This is a genomic window from Actinoplanes campanulatus (assembly GCF_014647795.1).
Classification (GTDB): domain Bacteria; phylum Actinomycetota; class Actinomycetes; order Mycobacteriales; family Micromonosporaceae; genus Actinoplanes; species Actinoplanes campanulatus.
In genome coordinates this window covers 197,587-216,273 of sequence record NZ_BMPW01000005.1, presented here as the reverse complement: position 1 = coordinate 216,273, position 18,687 = coordinate 197,587, and the positions used below count along the sequence as shown (strand labels likewise).

Here is an 18,687-nt window from a genome sequence, read left to right as displayed (position 1 = left end):
GTCCTTCTCAGAGGGCGTGGTAGTGGCCGGCGTGGTAGAGCAGGGGAGCGCCTTCCTCGGCGAGTTCGGCCTCCTCGACCCGGCCGATGACCAGGTGGGAGCCGCCGGCCGGGTGGCGGTGCTCGATCGATACCCGGAGCCAGGCGGCGGCGTCCTCCAGCACCGGTTCGCCGGTGGGCAGCCGGCGCCAGCGGGTCGGGGCGCCGAACCGGTCGATGCCGCTGGTGGCGAAGGTCTGTGCCAGCGCGGTGTGCTCGGCGCCGAGCAGGTGGATGACCGCGGTGTCGGCGTCGCGCAGGTGCGGCCAGACGGAGCCGGTGGCGGCGACGCTGAACGACAGCAGCGGTGGTTCGGCGGAGAGCGACGCGAGGGAGGTGACGGTCACGCCGGCCGCACCGCGCCCGGCGTCGGTGGTCACGACGGCGACACCGGCGGCGTGACGGCGGAAGGCCTGGCGGAACAGGGCGGCGTCGACCGGGGTCGGCCGGGAAACGATGACGGTCATGTGCGGGCTCCGTTCGATCGGGCTCGCAATCCATACTAATCCGCTAGGCTTAGGAGGCAATATTGCGCCCCACTGAAGTTAGTAATCCCAGCTAGATCGGGGGGTCCGCGTAGACCTGATCCAGAGCGACCGCCCCGCCGGCGACCGCCAGCACGTTCTCCGGGAAGCTCGACGGGTGCACGGTGGTGGTCATGTCGGCGCCCGCCGACGACCACGCCGCCACCTCCGCGCGCAGTGCCGCGAGACAACCCGGCACCCGGTTCGCGCCGGCCTCCGACACCAGCAGCACGTCCGGGTCGAACAGGTCCAGCAGCAGCGCCGCGGCCCGGCCCACCCGGCGGGCCCGCTCCTCCAGCAGCGCCACCGCCCCCGCGGAGCCGGCCAGCGCGGCGTCCACCACGGCGTGGATGTCCGGGCGTTCGATCAGGCCGGCGGCCAGCGCACGGCGGACCAGTGCCCGCTCGCCGACCGCGGCCTGCAGGCAGCCGATCCGGCCGCAGGAGCACGGTTCGGCGCAGCCCTCGACCGGCAGGTGGGCGACCGCGCCGGCCGCCGAACGGGGGCCCTGATGGATCACGCCGCCGGTCGCGAACGCCACGTCGACGACATTGCCCACGAAGATCTGCACGGCACTGCGGCGGGCGTCGCCGGCGACCCGGCCGAGCAGCTGTTCGGCACGCAGCAGGGCCCGGGAGTTGCTGTCCACCCGGACCGGCAGCCGGGTGGCGGCGGACAGGGTCGCGGCCACCGGCACGTCGCGCCAGCCCAGCACCGGGTGCTCGACGACCGTACCGTTGAGGCCGTCCACCCAGCCGCCGGTGGCCAGACCCAGGCCGAGGATCCGGCGGCGGCGCCCGTAGTCCCGGTGGATCGCCGCCACCCGGTCGGCGACCGCCGCCAGCACACTCTGCGGATCGCGGCGCCCGTGTGGATCCTGATGGCGGACGAGCACCCGGCCACGCAGATTCAGCAACGCCACCGTGGCGCGGGGGACCGCGATGTGCACCCCGATCACGCCGACCGCGGCGGAGTCCACGTCCAGCGGCACGTGCGGACGCCCGATGCCCGGCCGGACCACCGCCTCCGGCACCTCGCGGACCAGGCCGCGCGCCTGCAACGACGCCGCGATGCCGCTGACCGTGGCCGCCGACAGCCGGGTGGCCCGGGCGATCGAACTGCGCGCGATCGGCCCATGATCGAGGACGGCTCGCAGCACCGCCGCCGTGGAGTCCGGCGATCGGCGCGCGGCCGGCAACGGCAGGTCGCTGCGCCGAGTCGTGCGCTGCACGCCGCCGAGATTATCCCGCCGTAGGCCGGATGGCGGCTTTCCGTTACCGGACGTTTCACGGTCGGTAACACTGCCGGGTCAGGTCGCCTCGCGCAGCCAGGTACGGCAGAGCCACCAGGCGTTCGTGGCGCCGAACGTGCCGGCCGGGTCGATGCCGGTCAGCTCGGCGAACCGCCGGACCCGGTTGCGCACCGTGTTCGGGTGCACGAACAACCGCCCACCCGCGACCGTCACGTCCCGGTCGCTCTCCAGCCAGGCCAGAACGGCGTGGGCCACCGGTTCCGCGTTCGGGCCGAGCGCGGCCCATGCCGGGCGGTGCCGGTCGAGCAGCACGGCGGCCAGGTCCGCCCGGTCGGTCAGCGCGGCCTGCCAGGCGACGTCGGCGATATGGGCGACGCCGGTGCGGCCGGTCGACTCGGCGGCGCTCAGCGCGGCCACCGCCAGGCGTTTGACCGGCGCCAGCCGGTCCGGGTCGTCCGGGCCGGCCAGCCCGGCGGTCCCGGCACGGGCGGACGGAGCCCGCGACAGTACCGCCACGAACAGGCCGTCCACCACCGCGCACACCACCGGCGGCTGCTCACGCAGCACGGATTCGTCGAACCCCGGCCGGGCGACCAGAACCCACAGGCCACCGGAGGCCGGCAGACCCGCCTCGGCCACCGCCAGGGCGGCCGCCGAACCACCCTGCAACAGCCGCCGCAGGATCGCCGCGTCCCGGTCGTTGCGCCGCGGATCCGCGTCCGCCCGGGTGACCCGGTGCGCGGTGATCAGACGGCCGCGGACGGCGTCGGCCCAGTCGTCGTACAGCTCCCGGGCATCCAGGAGCCGCTCGGCGCTGACCCCCTCCGACCTGGCCACCTCCCGGGCCCGGGCCCAGATGGCGCGTTCGGCGACGTGGATCGCGCCGAGCACCGCCTCGATCGGCACACCCTGCCGGGCCCGGGTCACCCCCAGCTCGGCCACGAACGACAGCTCGGCCTCGGTCGGCCCGCGCCGGTCGGCCAGCGCCCGGGTCGCCGCGGTGAGCAGGGCCCGGGTGTGCCCGGCGACATCCGACGGAGGCAGCACCGAGACCTCCCGCACGGTGGCGCGAACCCCGGCGGTCACCGACGGCAGCAGATCCTCGTCGCCCATCACACGTTCGATCAGGTCGACCACGGCGGTCCAGCCGTCAGACGGTTGCATGCGGCCATGCTGCCGTGCGTTGTGGTGGCCCACAACCTCGGGCCGTAAACGCGTGCTCCACGCCATGTCCAGCCCGGCTGCCAGCGCCTACGGTTTGGAAAACACCACAATATGACTAGGAGTTCCATGCGTGTCGCCGTGATCGGCGCCGGAGCGGCCGGACTGGCCGGAGTCAAGGCGCTGCTCGATGCCGGATGCGAGGTCGTCGCCTACGAGCGGCGTGACCGGCCCGGCGGCCTGTGGACCGACACCTACGCCTCGCTGCACCTCAACACCAGCAGGGGGCGGACCGAGTTCGCCGACTTCCCGATGCCCGCCGACTGGCCCGACTACCCGTCGGCGCAGCGGGTCGCCGGATATCTGGCCGCCTACGCCGACCGGTTCCGGTTGACCGCCCACATCCGGTACGGCGAAACCGTCACCGCCGTCGAACGCGGCGACCGCTGGACCGTCACCACCGATCCCGGCGGGACTGACGAATTCGACGCCGTCGTGGTCGCCAACGGCCACAACTGGGCACCCCGGCTGCCCGACCCCGGCTATCCGGGCACCTTCGACGGAGTGCAGATGCACGCCCACGACTACCGCGCCGCCGACGTCTTCCAGGGGCGGCGGGTGCTGGTCGTCGGCATGGGCAACTCGGCCATGGACATCGCGGTCGACGCCTCCCACACGGCGAGCGGGCCGGTGCTGCTGTCCGCCCGGCACGGCGTCCACATCGTGCCGAAATACCTGTTCGGGCGGCCGTCCGACGCCACCGGCGGCGCCCTGGCCGTGCTCCCGTGGCGGGTGCGGCAACGGGTCGCCGAGACGATGCTGCGGCTGGCGGTCGGCCCACCACAGCGTTACGGCCTGCCCGCCCCGGCCGGTGGGCTGTTCCAGAACCACCCGACGATCAGCGACACCATCCTGCACCGGCTCACCCACGGCGAGGTGGCCGCGCGCCCGGGCATCGAGCGCCTCGACGGTACGAAGGTGGTCTTCACCGACGGGACCTGCGACGACGTGGACGTGATCGTGTGGGCGACCGGTTACCGCGTACAGATCCCGTTCCTGTCTTCCCGATGGCTCGGAGAGGGACCGGAACGCCTGCCTCTCTACCGCCGGGTCTTCCACCTCGACGATCCGAGCCTCGCGTTCGTCGGGCTGATGCAGTCCACCGGATCGGCGTTCCCCGTCGTGGAGGTGCAGGCCAAGCTCGCCGCCGCCTACCTCTCCGGCTCCTACGCCCTGCCGCCGGCCGCCGACCAGCGGCGCGCCGTCGACCGCGACCTGCGCGCGGCCGTCGCCCGGTGGGGCGAGCACGGCCGGCCACACATGCGCATCGACTTCGACCGGTACGTCACCGCCATGACCCGTGAGATCGCCCGAGGAGCCTCAACATGAGCAGCCGTGACCCCCGCGGAATGCGTGTTCTGGTCACCGGCGCGTCCGGGACGTTCGGCCGGGCGATCTGCGCCCGCCTGGACGCGCTCGGCGCCCGCGTCGTCGGCCTGGACGTCGCGCCACGCGTCAACGATCCGGTCGAGGTCCTGCCGTGCGACCTCACCGACGACGCCGCCGTGGCCGCCGCGGTCGCCGAGGCGATCGAGCTGCTGGGCGGGCTCGACCTGCTCGTCAACAACGCCGGGATCGGCGGTCCCGCCCCGGCCGAACTGCCACCGGGCGCCGAAGTGCGCCGCCAGCTCGACATCAACCTGCTCGGCACGTGGCGGGTGACCTCGGCGTGTGTGGACGCCCTGGTCGCCTCGCGGGGCCGGATCGTGATGCTCAGCTCGCGGATGGCCGTCATGCAACTGCCGCTGGCCGCCGCCTACGGCGCCTCCAAAAGAGCATTGGTCGCGTACGCCGACGCGCTCCGCCTGGAGATCGGCACCCACGTCGGAGTCACCTGCGTGTACCCGTCCGCGGTCCGCAGCCCCATTCACGACTCGACGGCCGCCGCCGGGCTGTCGCTGGAGGGCATGAGCCGCTACGAGCCGCTCGACGGGGTGGTCCGTGCCGTGCTGCGGGCCGCCCTGCGCCGCCGCCCCTACCGGGACCTGCCGACCACCGGCCGCGGGGCGGTCGAGTTCTTCCTGGCCCGCCATTTCCCGGCGCTCACCGACCGGATCGTCGCCCGCACCCTGGCCGGACGGATCCGGTCCGGCGCGTTCGAGGGCGCCGGCCTGGCCGCCGGTGTCGTCGCCCGCCACGGGGGCGCCCGGTGACCACCCAGCAGACCGAGACCCGGACCAGGACCGGGGACCTGATCGCGTACGCCACCGGCTCGATCGGGATGGGCGTGTGGGTGACCGTCCCCGGCCTGCTGCTGCTCTACTTCCTCACCCACACGCTCGGGGTGACGCCGTTCCTGGCCGGCCTGACCCTGCTGCTGCCGAAGATCATCGACGTGGTGGTGCATCCGTATCTGGGCAGCCGCTCGGATGCCGCCGCGCGCCGCAGCGGGCACCGGCTCGGCCTGCTGCGGGTGGGGCTGCTGCTCGCGGTCGCCATGGCCGGCATGTTCACCGTTCCGGCCGGGCTGTCCGGGGCGGGCGCCGCGCTGTGGGTCGGTGGCTGGTTCATCGCCGGGAACCTGCTCTTCGCCTGCTTCCAGGTGCCGTACCTGACCACGCCGTCCGACCTGCGGATCGGCTACCACGATCGCACCCGGGTCTTCATGTTCCGGATGCTGTTCCTGACGCTCGGGCTGCTCGGCGCCGGGGTGGCCGCGCCGGCGCTGGTCGCGGCGGGCGAGCGCGGCGACTACGCCCGGATGGCGGTGCTGCTGTCCGGGATCATGGTGGTGTCCGGGCTGGTCGCGGTGACCGGGGTGCGGCGGCTGACCGCGCACGCCGGGTTCCGGACACCGGCGGCCGATGCCCACTCCACCCTCGGCGACATCGCGGTGGCGTGGCGGGACCGCGACTTCCGGGCGCTGGTGCTGTCCTATCTGTTCACCGGTGCGACCACGCACCTGTTCCTGGCCGCGCTGCCGTTCTACACCGAGCACGTCTTCGGGGACTCCGAGCTGACCGCGGTGTTCATGGGCGCCTTCCTCGGGCCGGCCGTGGTGGCGGGCCCGGTGTGGGCGCGGGTGTCGCGGCGGATCGGCAAGCAGCGCGGCCTGGTGATCTGCCAGGTGGTGTTCGTGGCCGGATCGCTGGCGCCGCTGCTCGGGTACGGGGTGGCGCCGGCCGTCGCGGTGGTCGTCGTGCTGGGCGTCGCCTTCGCCGGGCTGCAACTGTTCGCGTTCTCGATGGTCCCGGACGCGGTGGCGGCCGCCGAGGCCCGTGGCGCGGCCCGGGCGGGCGCCTACACCGGGGTCTGGACCGCCACCGAGGCGACCGGCACCGCCGTCGGGCCCTACGTGTACTCGGCGGCCCTGGCCCTCGGCGGTTTCATCGCGACGACCGAGGGCCGGACGGTGGTGCAGCCGGAGTCGGCGCACACCGCTCTGCTCGTCGGCTTCACCGTGGTCCCGGCCGTGCTGATGGCCGCGGCCTGCTTCTTCCAGCTCCGCTGGACCCTCGACCGCTCCCGCGACCCTTCCACGCCGATCTTGGACGTCTGACCACCGCGTGGGGCGGCATAACGTCCAAGGTTGCCGCCGGGTGGGGCGTGGCGGGCATCGTGGCCGCTCTCGCGGTCCAAACCACTCAGATCTTGGACGTCTGACCACCGTGGGCGGTGGTGGAACGTCCAAGGTTGCTGCTGGGTGGGGTGTGGTGGGCGTTGTGGTCGTTCTTGTGGTCTGGCCCGCTCAGATCTTGGACCTCTGGCCACCGCGGACGGTGGCAAAACGTTCAAGATCGCGCGGGGCGGGGCGCGGGGCGCGGGGTGCTGCCGGGCCACCTCATCGACGACCTGCTCGCGGGGAAGGGCGGGCGCGAGTTCTGGTCCGGCGTCGGCGACCAGTTGACGCTTGCCGACTTCCTCGCCTCCGGCGGCTACGACCGGCATCTGTGCCGCATGCGCCAGGCCTACCGCCGTCGGCGAGATCTGCTGGTCACCGACCTAAGCATGAGCCGAATCCATGGTGGACGTCAGGGCGTCGCGGACGCTATCAGCTCCGGCTCTGCGGAGACCGTTGGCGTTGTGCGTGCCGGGAAGTGTATCGATCATAAACGATGTCTAGCTGGCGGGCTCGGAGGCGAAGAGGGTCAGGCCGAGGCGGCGGGAGAGGAATCGGGCGGCGAGCTGGCCGCGGACGCTGTTGCCGAAGCCGTCCAGGGGTGGGGCGAAGGTGGCCAGGGAGCCCTTGCCGGGGGAGACGACGATGATGCCGCCGCCGATGCCGCTCTTTCCCGGTACGCCGACGTCGTACAGCCAGTCGCCGGACGTCTCGTAGAGGCCCGCCGTGGCCATCACCGCCAGGGTGAAGTGGCAGACCGCGCTGTCCACCACGCGTTCGCGGGTGCGCGGGTTGACGCCGCCGTTGGCCAGGGTGGCGCCCATCAGCGCCAGATCGACGGCGGTGATCCGCAGGCAGCTCTGCCGGGTGTAGAGGTCGACGGCCTCGACCGGATCGCAGCCGAGCAGGCGGTACGTCTCCAGCAGGTCGGCGAGCGCCCGGTTGCGGTGGTTGGTGGCGGACGCGGAGGCGTACACCTCGGGGTCCAACGGAAGCTCGCGGCCCGCGAAGCGGGACAGGCCCGCCTGGAGGAACCCCCATTTGTCGGCGGCGGGAATCAGGCTGGCGGTGGCGATCGCGCCCGGGTTGACCATCGGATTGGTCCGGCCGTCCGGCCCGCGTTCGACCGCGGTGAGTGAGTTGAACGGCAGCCCGGTGGCGTTGACGCCCAGCCGCTGCCGGATCGTCTCCGCACCGAGGGCCTCGCTGACCAGGGCGAACGTGAACGGTTTCGCGACGCTCATGATGGTGAAGCCGTGGTCGGCGTCGCCGACGGTGTGCAGGCCGCCGCGGGTTCCGGCCGCGCAGATCCCGAACAGATCCGGAGGTACGCGCGACAGCGCCGGATAGACGTTGGACGGCGTGCCGGAGGTTACCGTGCGGAGCTGCTCGTACGCCTCGTCCAGTGACCGCCGTACCTGGTCGGGGGAAGGAAGTTCGCCGGTCGAGACGTACTCATCCGATGCCATGTTCGACTCCGTAACGTGACGCCGATGGGCGGATGTCACGCTAACCGCGCCCCGCGTGGCGTCCTTCATCCCGGACGGGTGAGGCGACGGGCACGCGACGGCCGCGACCATGACCGTACGCCGAGGAAAGGATCGACATGGCAACGGTGACGGTGGACCGGGATCGTCTCGTTCGGACGTTCCTCGACCTGGTCGCGATCGACAGCCCGACCGGGCAGGAGCAGCGGATCGGGGAGGAGCTGGAGCGCCGCTTCACGGAGCTGGGCGCCGACGTCCGCCGGGACGGGGCGGGCAACCTGATCGCCACCCTGGCCGGTGGGCCGGGGGAGGGCTTCCTGATCTCCACGCACATGGACACCGTCGGCACCGACGTCGGCATCCGGCCGATCGTCGGCGACGACGGGGTGATCCGGACCGACGGCTCCACGATCCTCGGCGCCGACGACAAGGCCGGCATCGCGTCCTGTCTGGAACTGCTGACGCTGCTGGGTGAGCATCCGGAGCTGCCGCATCCGACGATCGAGTTCGTCGTGTCGGTGGCCGAGGAGGCCGGCCTGGTGGGGTCACGTCAGCTGGACGTGGCGCGATTGCGGTCCACCCACGGGTATGTGTTCGACACCGCCGGCGCGATCGGCTCCATCACCTACTGGGCGCCCACCGCGATGGACGTCGACATCACCGTGCACGGGCGCAAGGCCCACGCCGGTGTGGAGCCGGAGAAGGGCGTCGACGCGCTGCGGGTGGCGGCCGAGGCGATCGCCGCGATGCCGCTGGGCCGCATCGACGAGGAGACGGTCGCCGGCATCGGCATCCTGGCCGGCGGGGAGGCCCGCAACGTGGTTCCGGCCACCGCGGTCCTCACCGGTCAGGCCCGCAGTCACGACCAGGGGAAACTCGACAAGCAGCTGGCCGCCATGCGGGCCGCCGTGGATGCGGCGGCACACCGGCACGGGGCGACCTACGAGTTCGTGGCCGAGGAGATCTACCACACCTACCACATCGACCCGGTCGCGAAGCCGTACCGGGACGCGGCCCGCGCCATCCGGGCGCACGGCCTCGAGGTGATCGACCGCAAGTCCGGCGGCGGCACCGACGGCAACTTCCTCAACGCCCGCGGGATCCCGTGCGTCGGCCTGGCCACCGGCATGGTCGACGAACACGCGACCAGCGAGCACATCGCGATCGACGACATGGTGGCGGCGTGCGCGATCCTGTTGACCATCGCCACCCAGCAACAGTGAGGGAGCCTCTATTGAATACCTTCCGTGGAAAGCCCCGGCCTCTGACGTGGGGAGGAATCGGATTTCCTGCGGGGCAGGTCAGGGATAGCCCATCCGCTGCCAGGGCGGATGGGCGTCTGGTCAGACGTTGCGCTGGTCCTCGATATACCTCTTTACGATTCTCCTGGGTTGTGCCGCCGATGGGTACGGGGCGTTGCCGTCAGATCGAATCTCGCAAGGTTGGCGGGGAGCAAGATGTCGCCTGTATTGTGGCTGGAGTGTTCGAGACGGTGCGTTACACCTATCGCCTGCGGCCCGGCCGTCAGGCGCGGGCCGCACTGCTCGCTGAGTGGGCCCGCTGCCGGTGGCTGTGGAACGAAGCCGTCCATCAGCAGAGGCCCGGTCGTAAGCCGTCGTTCGGCAAGCTGTCGAAGCTGTTGACCGAGGCCCGTGCCCGGCTCGGCTGGCTGCGTGCGGGTTCGCAGAACGCCCAGCAGCAGACCCTGCGCACCTACGGCTCGGCGTTGAACACCTCGTTCGAAGTCAAGGGCCGGGGCCGGCCGAAGGTCAAGCACAAGAAGAACGTGCTGCCGACCCTGGAGTACACCCGCAACGGCTTTGCACTGGTCGACGGCCGGCTGCGGCTTGCCAAGGGTGTGACCATCCCGGTCGTCTGGTCCCGTGAGCTGCCCTCAGATCCCACCTCCGTGCGGGTCTACCAGGACAACCTCGGCCACTGGTATGCGTCTTTCGTCGTCCAGCGCGACCCGGCCGCCGTCGCGGACCCGGACCTGCCCGGCATCGGCGTCGACTGGGGTGTGACCACCACCGCCACCACCACGAACCCGGCCTTCGACCTGCCCCACCTCGGCCACCGCAAACGATGCGCAGCCGAACTGGCCAGAGCGCAGCGCACGATGGCACGCCGCCGCCGACCGAAAGGCCACACCCCGTCGAACGGCTACCAGATGGCGAAGCGGCAGGCCGCCCGGATCGCCAAGAAGGCGGCCCGGCAGAACACCCACGACGCCCGCGTCTGGGCCAAAACCGTCGTCGACCATCACCACCTGATCGCCGTCGAGGACTTCAAACCGAAGTTCCTCGCCCACACGACGATGGCCCGTAAGGCCGCCGACGCCGCGATCGGCGCCTGCAAGACCGAACTGATCGAGCGTGGCAAGCGGGCGGGCCGAAAGTTGGTGCTGGTACCGCCCGCCTACACCACGATGACCTGCTCCGGGTGCGGCGAGAGAACCAATCTCCGCCTCGGACTCGGTGTCCGCATCTTCGAGTGCACGGCCTGCGGCTACACCGCAGACCGCGACCTCAACGCCGCGAGGACGATCCTCGCCACGGCCGAACGCGACCGTGCCAGTGCCGACGACGTAAGACATCAGATCGCCTCCCTCCGAGGCGGTGAATCAGATGCAGTCTGAGCTGGGAAATTCCCCGGATTTCATCCGCGGGGATGTCGTTAAGCCAGGTCACATCGTCCCGATGGGCGCCGGACGTGCGGTGATGGACCGCCGCGACGACCCGCTGCACGACTACGTGCTGGAGCTCACCGGCAAGGACGATCCGGTGGTGCTGTTCCTGCCGACCGCGACCGGGGACGACGCGAGCTACATCGTGTCGTTCTACGAGGCGTTCCACTCCGGCCGGTGCCGGCCGCGGCATCTGCGGTTGTTCCACCGTGACTTCGACGACCTGTCCGACATCGTGCTCGGCGCCGACGTGATCCATGTGGGCGGCGGCAACACCGCCAACATGCTGGACGTGTGGCGGCGGCAGGGCGTGGACGCGCTGCTGCATCGGGCGCTGGCCGGCGGGGCGGTGCTGACCGGTGGCAGCGCCGGCGGGCTGTGCTGGTTCGAGGGCGGGACCACCGACTCGTACGGGCCGACGCTCCAGCTGCTGAACGAGGGCCTCGGCATGATCAAGGGCAGTTACTGCCCGCACTACGACGCCGAGGACCAGCGGCGGCCGATCTTCCACGCGGCCCTGCTGGACGGGACGCTGGAGATGGGCTATGCCTCCGGCAACCGTGTCGCCATCCGGTTCACCGCCGGCGGCGAGCTGGTGGAGGCGGTCACCTCGGAGCCGGGCGCCCAGGCGCTGAAGGTGTACGCCCGCGACGGCAAGATCGTCGAGGAGGAGATCCCGTGCCGCCTGCTCGCCGAGCGGGTGGCCAGCCGTAGCGTTTCGACCTGAGCACGGGAAACGGCCGGCGGCTTGCTGAGCCGCCGGCCGTTTCGCCGTCCTAAACGGCAGGCGCCGCGAACAGGATGATCGACACCCGGGTCGGGGTGACGTCCAGTTCCCGTTGCATGCCGACCCGCTGGATCACCGCATAGCCGGGGGTGCCGGCCGAACCGGTCGGGGTGAGCAGCACCAGCGCCCGTCCCGCCTCGACGAACGCGTCCGAGTCGGGCCGCAGGATGTCCCCGCAGGCGGTGGTCTCGCCGGTCGGGTCGCTGATGGTCAGCGAGAAGTCCTGGCCGGTGTAGGCGGTGGCCAGAGCGAACCCGGGCACCGGCGGACTGCCGACGTAGGCGAGGGTCGCGCTACGCCCCGGACCGGTCTCGGCCCGGTAGGGGGTGACGTCGAAGGTCCCCTCGCCCGGCAGGTTGAGCCGGATCGGACCGCTCGGCGCCTGGCAGGTTCCGCCCTTGATGTGGGCGTTGTAGCCGTTCTCCGGCTGGGCGGGCGGCGTGACGGCGCCGGTCGACACCAGGATGCGGGCCCGGGTCGGGACGATGTCGAGTTCGCGTTGCAGCCGGGTCCGTTCCAGGACGGCGACACCCTGCACGCCTCCGTCACCGACCGGCAGCAGTTGCGCCACGGCCAGCCCGGCCCGCCCGAACCGGTCCTCCTCCGGCTGGAGCAGGTCGCCGCAGGCCACGTCCCGCCCGCCCTCGGTCAGGACCAGCGAGAACCGCTGGCCGGTGTAGATCGCGCCGATCCCGAATCCGGGCACCTGCGGCGCCCCGTAGTAGCCGAGGACGTTGTGCCCGGCCCGGTAGGGCTCGATGTCGTGGCTGCCGCCGCCGGCCAGGTCGACGTGCAGGTCCTGGCCGGGTTCCGCGCAACTGCCGTCCCGGACGTAACCGTCGTAGCCGGCCGCCTCCCGCGCCCGGACCGCGACCGGCGTCAGCACCAGGACGAGCACGCCCGCGGCGGCCAGGACGGACCGCATCCACCGCTTCGTCATCGCAGCCTCCCTAGCTGGTGCCGTAGACGAGCGCCGCCGTCAGCAGCGCCACCACGGTCGAGACGAGCCACATGATGAACATCGGCAACGAGAAGGAGTGCCAGATCGCGAACCGGCTGATCCCGGTGGTGCCGGTCTCGTCGGCGGCGATGCTGGTGACCTGCGAGCCGTTGGCCGGGAAGAAGTAGATGCCGATCGCGGCCACCGAGAACGCCGCCAGGAACTGCGGCGGGATGTCCAGAGCCAGACCGATCGGTACGATCGCGGCGAGCGCCGCCGCCTGGCTCGTGGTCAGTGCCGCCACGATGAAGATGGCGATGGCGATCGTCCACCGGGCCGCCTCCACCAGGCCACCCATGGCGCTCACGATCGCGGTCTCGTTCGCCGCGATCCAGGTGTCCGCCAGCCAGGCGATGCCGAACAGCGCGATCAGGCCGATCAGGCCGGAGGTCATCGTGCTCTGCGTGACCACGTCCTTGATCTTGACCTTGCAGAACAGCACGATCAGCGTGGCGGTCACGCCCATCACGATCTGGATCACGATCGAGGTGCTGATCGGCACCAGGTTGCCCTCGTCGTCCGGGAAGGCCGGGCGCAGCGACTCGACCATGCCGAGCAGCACGATGACGGCGATACCGGCCAGGAAGATGAACGTGCTGCGCTTGGCCTCCTTCGGCAGCTGCCGGGCCTCCAGCACGCTGGTGTCCACCGGCTTGATCTCGCCGGCCGAGACCCGGCGCTGGTACTCCGGATCGTCGGCGAGTTCCTTACCGACCCGCATCTGTACGAAGGACGCGGCGAGCAGGCCCACGACACTGGCCGGCAGCACGACGACCAGGATGTCGCCGATCCCGAAGTCGACCGGATCCAGCAGACCGACCAGGGTGGCCATCGAGGCGCTGACCGGGCTGGCCGTGATGGCGAACTGCGACGCCGTACCCGCGACCGCGAGCGGCCGCTCCGGTCGTACCCCGTTGAAGTAGGCCACCGCGAAGATGACCGGAATCAGCGGGTAGTAGATGAAGCCGGTGCCCGCACCGAGGGTGAAGATGAACGCGACGACCGGCGCGATGAGCGCGATCAGCGCGGGTTTGCGTTTAAGGATCTTCTTGGCGACCTCGACCAGATAGTCGATGCCGCCGACCGCCTGCATCGTCGACGCCGCCGTGATGACGGACAGAATGATGAGCATCGACGAGGTGGGCGGCTCGCCCGGCGCCAGCCCGAAGGCGAAGACCAGCACCGCCAGCCCGACCAGGCCCCACAGGCCCAGGCCGATGCCGCCCATCCGTACGCCGAGCAGGATCGCGCCGATGACGACGACGCCCTGCAGGATTATCAGCCCCGTTTCCACGTGACCTCCCGGCTTTCACCGACGCGCCCGAACGGGCCCTCCGTCCGCAACCGTCGATAAAGGATCGGGTGACCACGCCGAAACCCGGCTCATCCCCGGAGGATGACCCGTTCCGGTCAACTGCTTCCGGCGAGTTCGCGCAGAGCGCCGACGATGGCCTGCTGCAGCTCGGCCGGGGTCAGATCGTCGCGGTCGCCGGGCAGCGCGGCCGCGAGCATCGGGGCCAGCGCGCCCGCCAGCGCGACCTCGTCGACCTGGTCCCGGGTCGCCAGGGTGGTGATCGCGGTGCGGGCGTCGATCAGATGGCGGTACGTCCATTGGGCGTACGAGGCGAGGGACCAGTGCGTGTTGGCGGTGCCGTCCGGGTTCTTGTTGCCGGGCGGCGCCGGGATCAGTCCGTCGGTCTGGAGCATCGCGCCGGCGAGGGCGGCCCGGACGTCCTTGTCCTTGAGCATCGCGAGGAACTCGGCCTTGGTCATGGTGTCCTCCTCGGGGAGCAGCTGGATGTGGCGCAGCCACCGTGTCGCCAGCCGGACCATGCGGTGGCCGTCGGCGTCACGGTGCTCGGACAGGTGGGTGTGGGTGCGGTGGCTGTCGTCTCCGGTGGTGCGCCGGCCCAGCCGGTCCCAACGGCGTACCGTCCGGCCGTCCGGGCTGTAGATGACCTCACGCAGGTCGCGGGTGTCCGGGTCGCCGGCTTTGCAGAGCGGGATCAGCCAGGCGTTGAAGTCGTAGAGGTCGAAGGTGCCGCGTGGTGTCTTGAGGCGGAAGAATCCGATGTCCATGGCGGACGCGTGGTCGTCGAGGCCGGAGCGGTCACGGGGGGACTCGTCGACCGAGTAGCGGTCGCGGCCCCCTCGCGCCCGGATCTGGCTCTTGCCGAGGTGGTAGGAGTCGCCGCCGGCCGCGTGGTCGGTGTCGCCGACGATTCCGGCCTCGAGCGGATCCAGGTCGTCGCCGACGGTTCGGCCGGGATGTATGTCCAGGTGGTCCAGCAGTAGGCGCCGTGCTCGCAGGTGGTTCGGTTTCGCGGCTGTCAATGCGGGTTCCTCCCTGCCGGTGGGTGGACCGTTGTTACACCCGATAACGGAGGAGATACCCGCTGTGGCACGCCACTATTGGCCGACCTCAGATCGAGTGAGGGGGAAGGAGGTCGTGGCCCTCCCACGGGTCGACGGCCTCCGGATAGGCGGGATCCGCCACCCGCGGCGGCTCGATCCTGGTGGGCGCCGGCGGTTCCGGCCGCGCCGGCTGAACCCGGGTGGGTGCTGGTGATCGCGGCTGCGGCGGCTCGATCCTGGTGGGCGCCGGGGGTGCCGGCGGGGGTGGTTCCGTGCTGGTGGGGACTGCCAGCAGTTCCGAGGCGGTGGCGCGCTCCTCGTTGAGGCGGGCGCGCGCGGAATCGAACACCCGCCCGGTCAGCCCGGCCATCGGCTCACCCTGCCACAGGCTGAGGTGACGGCGGATGTCGTCGGTGCCCGTACCGATGTCTCCGGTTCGATGTTCGGCGCGGGCCTGCTCCAGCGCCGCCCGGAAGAGGCCGGTGTCGAGCGTGTTCTCGCCGACCCGCAGCACATATCCCTCGTTCGTGAACGTCAGCAACGACGTACGTGCCGGATCGAGGGCGCGGCGCAGCCCGCCGATGCACCGCTGCACCACGTCGACGCCGTTCTCCGGCGGGTCCCCGTTCCACAGCGCGGCGACGATCTCCTGGACCGGCACCGGCCGGTCGGCGTGCAACAGCAGAACGGCGAGAACCGCCCGCTGAACGAGCGGCCCGAGGTCCACCGGATCGTCGCCGCGGAACGCGCGAACCGGGCCGAGAAGCTCGAACCGCAGTGTGCCGGCGGACGAGCCGTCGATCATGTGCCTTACCCCCAGGTTCCCCGCCGTGGCGTTACGGCAGGTCACGAGCAGCATAACGACGGCCGGCGGCGGCGGGGTTGACCGGGCGGGCGACCATCGAGTCTTGAATGCCGACGAGTTGCGCACCTACGCCCGGACGGTGGTGATCCGGGCGAACGACGGTGTCCGGGCCTGGCGGATGGCGTATCCGTCCGCGCGGTTGACCCGGGCCGGGGACCACGGCTCGCAGATCGCCGTCGACGCCGTGTGGGAGGCCTGGCTCTGCGACGGTAATCCGCGGTGGTGGGCTGCACTGCAACGGTGGCGGCGGCCGGCCGATCCAGGATCCGCGTTGAACACCGGAATCCGCGGCGCGGACCTGGTGCACCGCCTGAGTCTCGCCGCCCTGGACGACCCGGAGATCGGCTGGTCGGCCACCGGGATCGTGCACGCGGCGGAAATGACGGGGCATCCGATCTCCCGCATCGCGCGCGGGCGGATCCTCGAACTCGGCGAGAACCTGTGGATCGACGACGTCTGCCTGGCCGCCGTCGGCCGGGACGACGTCCTCGCCCTCCTGAACGACCACCGTCTGGCGCCCATCGAACCGTCGGTGCACGCCGCCTACCTGCTGCTGACCGGCCGGCAGCAGGACTACTGGGAACTCGACCCGGACCAGCGGCTGCTCGTGCGGGCCTATCGGGAGCGGCCGGATCTGCGGCCGGCGCTGCGGGACGCCATGCCGCGATTCGGCGACGTCAACCCGGTGCGAACGATGGGTGCGGCGCTCACCGGCGTACGCATGGATCGCGACGAAGTCGCCTTTCTCTCCCATCGCCTGGCCGAGGACCGTGACTGGGACGGATTGTGGCGGCTGGCCCGGGATCTGCCGCCGGCCGACGCCGTCATGGCGCTGCGGAGGGCCGATCCGGACTGGCGGCCGCCCGGCAGCGCGGACGCCGAACTCCATGCGCTGCTGCGCACGGTGGATGAGCAGCGGCTGCACGACGGGATCGAGACGCTCGACGGGCCGCGCACGCTGCCCGTCAGCGGGTTGGTGGTGCACGGCGCTTTCAGCACCGATGACCGGATGCTGGCGGTGGTCACCCTCGCGGTCGGTAAACGGCTCTGGGTCTTCGACCTCGAGAGGGGTACGCCGCCCGCCGAGTACCCGCTCGACCTCCACGGTTGGGCGCCGGTCTCCTTCGAGGGTCATCGGCCGATCGTCAGCGAGCGGTGGCCGGACGGCGATCCGGCGCGTTCCACGCTCTGGCGTATCGACGGGGGCCGGCGTACCGGGCGGGCGGTGCCGGGCCAGCCGCATCTGCTGCTGCCCGTCACCGTGGACGGGGCCACGCAGATCACGCTGTCGCAGTTCGGCCCGAATTGGGGGACGAACCGGTTGATGCTGGCGCGTCGCAACGGCCCACCCGTGTTCCGGCCACCGAACATCACCGTGCCACGGGGCGCGCCGGCGTGGGCCGCGGACCGGTCGATCGGCCGGCTTCTGGCCACCGATCCACTGCGGCGGCGGGTGGCGTTCTCCGACGCCCGGATCATGGTGGCCGAACTGGCCCGGGGAAACCGGTTGCGTGGCCTGGCGGTCTCGGAGATCGACACTCACGTCCCACAGGCGCTCTGCCTCGGCGCAGGCGATCAGGTCTTCACCAGCGATGACCGCCGGACCACCCGCTGGCTGATCAACGGTGGGCGTCTGGAACAGGGCGGCAGCACGGATGTCGTCAGCGGCCAGCTCGCCTGGGTGCCGTACCGCGATGCCGTCCTCGTCGACGGCCGCGGCCGCGGCTTCCGTTATCTGGACGCCGATACCTTGCAGCCGCTGAACCGGCCCGGCGGTCTCGACGGCATGCGCGGGGAGTCGCTGCTGTGGGGCGCGGCGAACGGGTCGCACGCGGCCGGGCGCGCCGACCGGGTCGACGTCGTCCTCGCCTCCGCGGTGGCCCTCGCCGACCTGGCCCGCCGGCCGATGTCCGAGGCAACCGCGGCCGACCACAAGACGCTGGCGGCCGCCCGCCGCAGCCCGGTCCTGCGGAAACAGGCCGGAATACTGCTGGACATCCTCGAAGCCAACCATCTGGGTCGCACCGGCAGCCCGTCCCCGGTCCCCGACGACCGGTGACACCGCCGCCGCGCGAAGATCAGGGAATGTTTTCCCGGCGGGATGCCGCCGCCGGGGATCGGATAGCGTTCCGGAGGTGAACCGAGATCTGGACGCGGCCCGGGACCTTGTCGTCGACCTGGCGGTCCGTGCCGGGCGGCTTCAGATGGAGCGGCGCGACACGCTGAAGATGGGTGCGCCCAAGGCGCACGCCAACGATGTCGTCTCGGACGTCGACATCGCCAGCGAGCGCCTCATCGTCGACGCGATCCTCGCGGCCTGGCCGGACGACACGATCCAGGCGGAGGAGGGGCACGGGCGGTCCGGTGGGAGCGGCTGGATGTGGGTCGTCGATCCGCTGGACGGCACGCGGAACTACGTCAGCCGTACCGGGCCGTGGTCGGTCTGTATCGCGCTCTACCAGGGGGAGCAGCCGCGGATGGCGGTGGTGCACGACCCCGCCGGAAACGAGACGTTCAGCGCGGTCGACGGTGGTGGGGCGTTCCTCAACGGGCAGCCGATGTCGGTGTCGAGCGGGCCGCCGCTGGCCGAATCGCTAGTCGGTGTCAGTTTCCAGCCGAACCCGAAGACCAAGGAACGCACCGGCAAGCTGATCCGCGAGCTGCTGCCGGTGGTCGGCGACATCCGCCGGATCCCGGCCGCGCTGAACCTGGTCTACCAGGCCGCCGGGCGGCTGGACGGTGGCGTCGCCCTGGACACGAACCTGTGGGACATCGCCGCCGGCGCCCTGATCGCGCGCGAGGCCGGGGTGACACTCGGCGGGCACGGACCGGACTTCTCCACCGAGCTGACCATCGGCGCCGCCCCGGCCCTGTGGGACGCCCTCGCCGAGCGGGTCCGCGCCGCCGCCTGAG

16 protein-coding genes are annotated in these 18,687 nt (G+C 71.5%); 8 read left to right on the top strand and 8 right to left on the bottom strand.

Features of this window, described 5'->3' with window-relative positions:
- Positions 1-7: 7 nt before the first annotated feature.
- The 3 genes from IEZ13_RS11790 to IEZ13_RS11780 all read right to left on the bottom strand — a co-directional run bounded on the left by IEZ13_RS11790 (position 8) and on the right by IEZ13_RS11780 (position 2,978).
- A complete protein-coding gene (locus IEZ13_RS11790; protein ID WP_183221185.1) occupies positions 8-505 on the bottom strand; it encodes a flavin reductase family protein in 498 nt (165 codons plus the stop codon).
- A gap of 91 nt (positions 506-596) precedes the next feature.
- Positions 597-1,793, bottom strand: a complete 1,197-nt coding sequence (locus IEZ13_RS11785) for an ROK family transcriptional regulator (protein ID WP_183221183.1) — start codon at positions 1,791-1,793, stop codon at positions 597-599.
- 78 nt (positions 1,794-1,871) lie between these two features.
- A complete protein-coding gene (locus IEZ13_RS11780) occupies positions 1,872-2,978 on the bottom strand; it encodes a helix-turn-helix domain-containing protein (RefSeq protein WP_183221181.1) in 1,107 nt (368 codons plus the stop codon).
- A 126-nt stretch (positions 2,979-3,104) separates the two neighbouring features.
- On the opposite strand from IEZ13_RS11780, the gene IEZ13_RS11775 reads away from it, so the two are divergent.
- Genes IEZ13_RS11775 through IEZ13_RS11765 form a run of 3 tightly spaced genes read left to right on the top strand, consistent with a single transcriptional unit; the run spans position 3,105 to position 6,534 of the window.
- On the top strand, positions 3,105-4,364 hold the full coding sequence (locus tag IEZ13_RS11775; RefSeq protein ID WP_229794631.1) for a flavin-containing monooxygenase: 1,260 nt from the start codon (positions 3,105-3,107) through the stop codon (positions 4,362-4,364).
- The gene (locus IEZ13_RS11770) at positions 4,361-5,188 is read left to right on the top strand and encodes an SDR family NAD(P)-dependent oxidoreductase (RefSeq protein WP_229794630.1); all 828 of its coding nucleotides are present in this window, start codon (positions 4,361-4,363) and stop codon (positions 5,186-5,188) included. Before IEZ13_RS11775 ends, IEZ13_RS11770 begins: the two co-directional genes overlap by 4 nt.
- Complete coding sequence (locus tag IEZ13_RS11765) at positions 5,185-6,534, top strand: MFS transporter (protein ID WP_183221179.1); 1,350 nt, start codon at positions 5,185-5,187, stop codon at positions 6,532-6,534. The genes IEZ13_RS11770 and IEZ13_RS11765 overlap by 4 nt, the downstream gene beginning before the upstream one ends.
- A gap of 560 nt (positions 6,535-7,094) precedes the next feature.
- On the opposite strand, the gene glsA is transcribed toward IEZ13_RS11765, so the two are convergent.
- Positions 7,095-8,063, bottom strand: a complete 969-nt coding sequence (gene glsA / locus IEZ13_RS11760) for a glutaminase A (RefSeq protein WP_183221178.1) — start codon at positions 8,061-8,063, stop codon at positions 7,095-7,097.
- A 137-nt stretch (positions 8,064-8,200) separates the two neighbouring features.
- On the opposite strand from glsA, the gene IEZ13_RS11755 reads away from it, so the two are divergent.
- The 3 genes from IEZ13_RS11755 to IEZ13_RS11745 all read left to right on the top strand — a co-directional run bounded on the left by IEZ13_RS11755 (position 8,201) and on the right by IEZ13_RS11745 (position 11,494).
- Positions 8,201-9,304, top strand: a complete 1,104-nt coding sequence (locus IEZ13_RS11755) for a M20/M25/M40 family metallo-hydrolase (protein ID WP_183221177.1) — start codon at positions 8,201-8,203, stop codon at positions 9,302-9,304.
- A 257-nt stretch (positions 9,305-9,561) separates the two neighbouring features.
- Positions 9,562-10,719 (top strand): RNA-guided endonuclease InsQ/TnpB family protein, encoded by a 1,158-nt coding sequence (locus IEZ13_RS11750; protein ID WP_203833782.1) that lies wholly within the window; start codon positions 9,562-9,564, stop codon positions 10,717-10,719.
- 61 nt (positions 10,720-10,780) lie between these two features.
- Positions 10,781-11,494 carry a Type 1 glutamine amidotransferase-like domain-containing protein gene (locus tag IEZ13_RS11745; RefSeq protein ID WP_203833783.1) on the top strand — a complete coding sequence of 238 codons (714 nt, stop codon included), beginning with the start codon at positions 10,781-10,783 and terminating at the stop codon, positions 11,492-11,494.
- Between the two features lie 49 nt (positions 11,495-11,543).
- Here IEZ13_RS11745 and IEZ13_RS11740 read toward each other — a convergent pair whose 3' ends face one another.
- The 4 genes from IEZ13_RS11740 to IEZ13_RS11725 all read right to left on the bottom strand — a co-directional run bounded on the left by IEZ13_RS11740 (position 11,544) and on the right by IEZ13_RS11725 (position 15,714).
- Positions 11,544-12,494 (bottom strand): hypothetical protein, encoded by a 951-nt coding sequence (locus IEZ13_RS11740; RefSeq protein WP_183221172.1) that lies wholly within the window; start codon positions 12,492-12,494, stop codon positions 11,544-11,546.
- A 10-nt stretch (positions 12,495-12,504) separates the two neighbouring features.
- Entirely contained in the window at positions 12,505-13,848 is a 1,344-nt protein-coding gene (locus tag IEZ13_RS11735) for an anaerobic C4-dicarboxylate transporter (RefSeq protein WP_183221170.1), read from the bottom strand.
- Between the two features lie 116 nt (positions 13,849-13,964).
- Complete coding sequence (locus tag IEZ13_RS11730; RefSeq protein WP_183221168.1) at positions 13,965-14,888, bottom strand: hypothetical protein; 924 nt, start codon at positions 14,886-14,888, stop codon at positions 13,965-13,967.
- 88 nt (positions 14,889-14,976) lie between these two features.
- Positions 14,977-15,714 carry an AfsR/SARP family transcriptional regulator gene (locus IEZ13_RS11725; protein WP_183221166.1) on the bottom strand — a complete coding sequence of 246 codons (738 nt, stop codon included), beginning with the start codon at positions 15,712-15,714 and terminating at the stop codon, positions 14,977-14,979.
- A gap of 103 nt (positions 15,715-15,817) precedes the next feature.
- Here IEZ13_RS11725 and IEZ13_RS11720 point away from each other — a divergent pair, with 103 nt between their 5' ends.
- Both IEZ13_RS11720 and IEZ13_RS11715 read left to right on the top strand, forming a co-directional pair.
- A complete protein-coding gene (locus IEZ13_RS11720) occupies positions 15,818-17,833 on the top strand; it encodes a hypothetical protein (RefSeq protein ID WP_183221164.1) in 2,016 nt (671 codons plus the stop codon).
- 76 nt (positions 17,834-17,909) lie between these two features.
- On the top strand, positions 17,910-18,686 hold the full coding sequence (locus tag IEZ13_RS11715; RefSeq protein ID WP_183221162.1) for an inositol monophosphatase family protein: 777 nt from the start codon (positions 17,910-17,912) through the stop codon (positions 18,684-18,686).
- Position 18,687 lies beyond the last annotated feature (1 nt).

Excerpts from the sequence above, each read along its gene's own strand:
- IEZ13_RS11790 (WP_183221185.1), bottom strand. The coding sequence starts at position 505 with ATGACCGTCATCGTTTCCCGGCCGACCCCGGTCGACGCCGCCCTGTTC.
- IEZ13_RS11780 (WP_183221181.1), bottom strand. The coding sequence starts at position 2,978 with ATGCAACCGTCTGACGGCTGGACCGCCGTGGTCGACCTGATCGAACGT.
- IEZ13_RS11775 (WP_229794631.1), top strand. The coding sequence starts at position 3,105 with ATGCGTGTCGCCGTGATCGGCGCCGGAGCGGCCGGACTGGCCGGAGTC.
- IEZ13_RS11770 (WP_229794630.1), top strand. The coding sequence starts at position 4,361 with ATGAGCAGCCGTGACCCCCGCGGAATGCGTGTTCTGGTCACCGGCGCG.
- glsA (WP_183221178.1), bottom strand. The coding sequence starts at position 8,063 with ATGGCATCGGATGAGTACGTCTCGACCGGCGAACTTCCTTCCCCCGAC.
- IEZ13_RS11755 (WP_183221177.1), top strand. The coding sequence starts at position 8,201 with ATGGCAACGGTGACGGTGGACCGGGATCGTCTCGTTCGGACGTTCCTC.
- IEZ13_RS11745 (WP_203833783.1), top strand. The coding sequence starts at position 10,781 with ATGGGCGCCGGACGTGCGGTGATGGACCGCCGCGACGACCCGCTGCAC.
- IEZ13_RS11740 (WP_183221172.1), bottom strand. The coding sequence starts at position 12,494 with ATGACGAAGCGGTGGATGCGGTCCGTCCTGGCCGCCGCGGGCGTGCTC.
- IEZ13_RS11725 (WP_183221166.1), bottom strand. The coding sequence starts at position 15,714 with ATGATCGACGGCTCGTCCGCCGGCACACTGCGGTTCGAGCTTCTCGGC.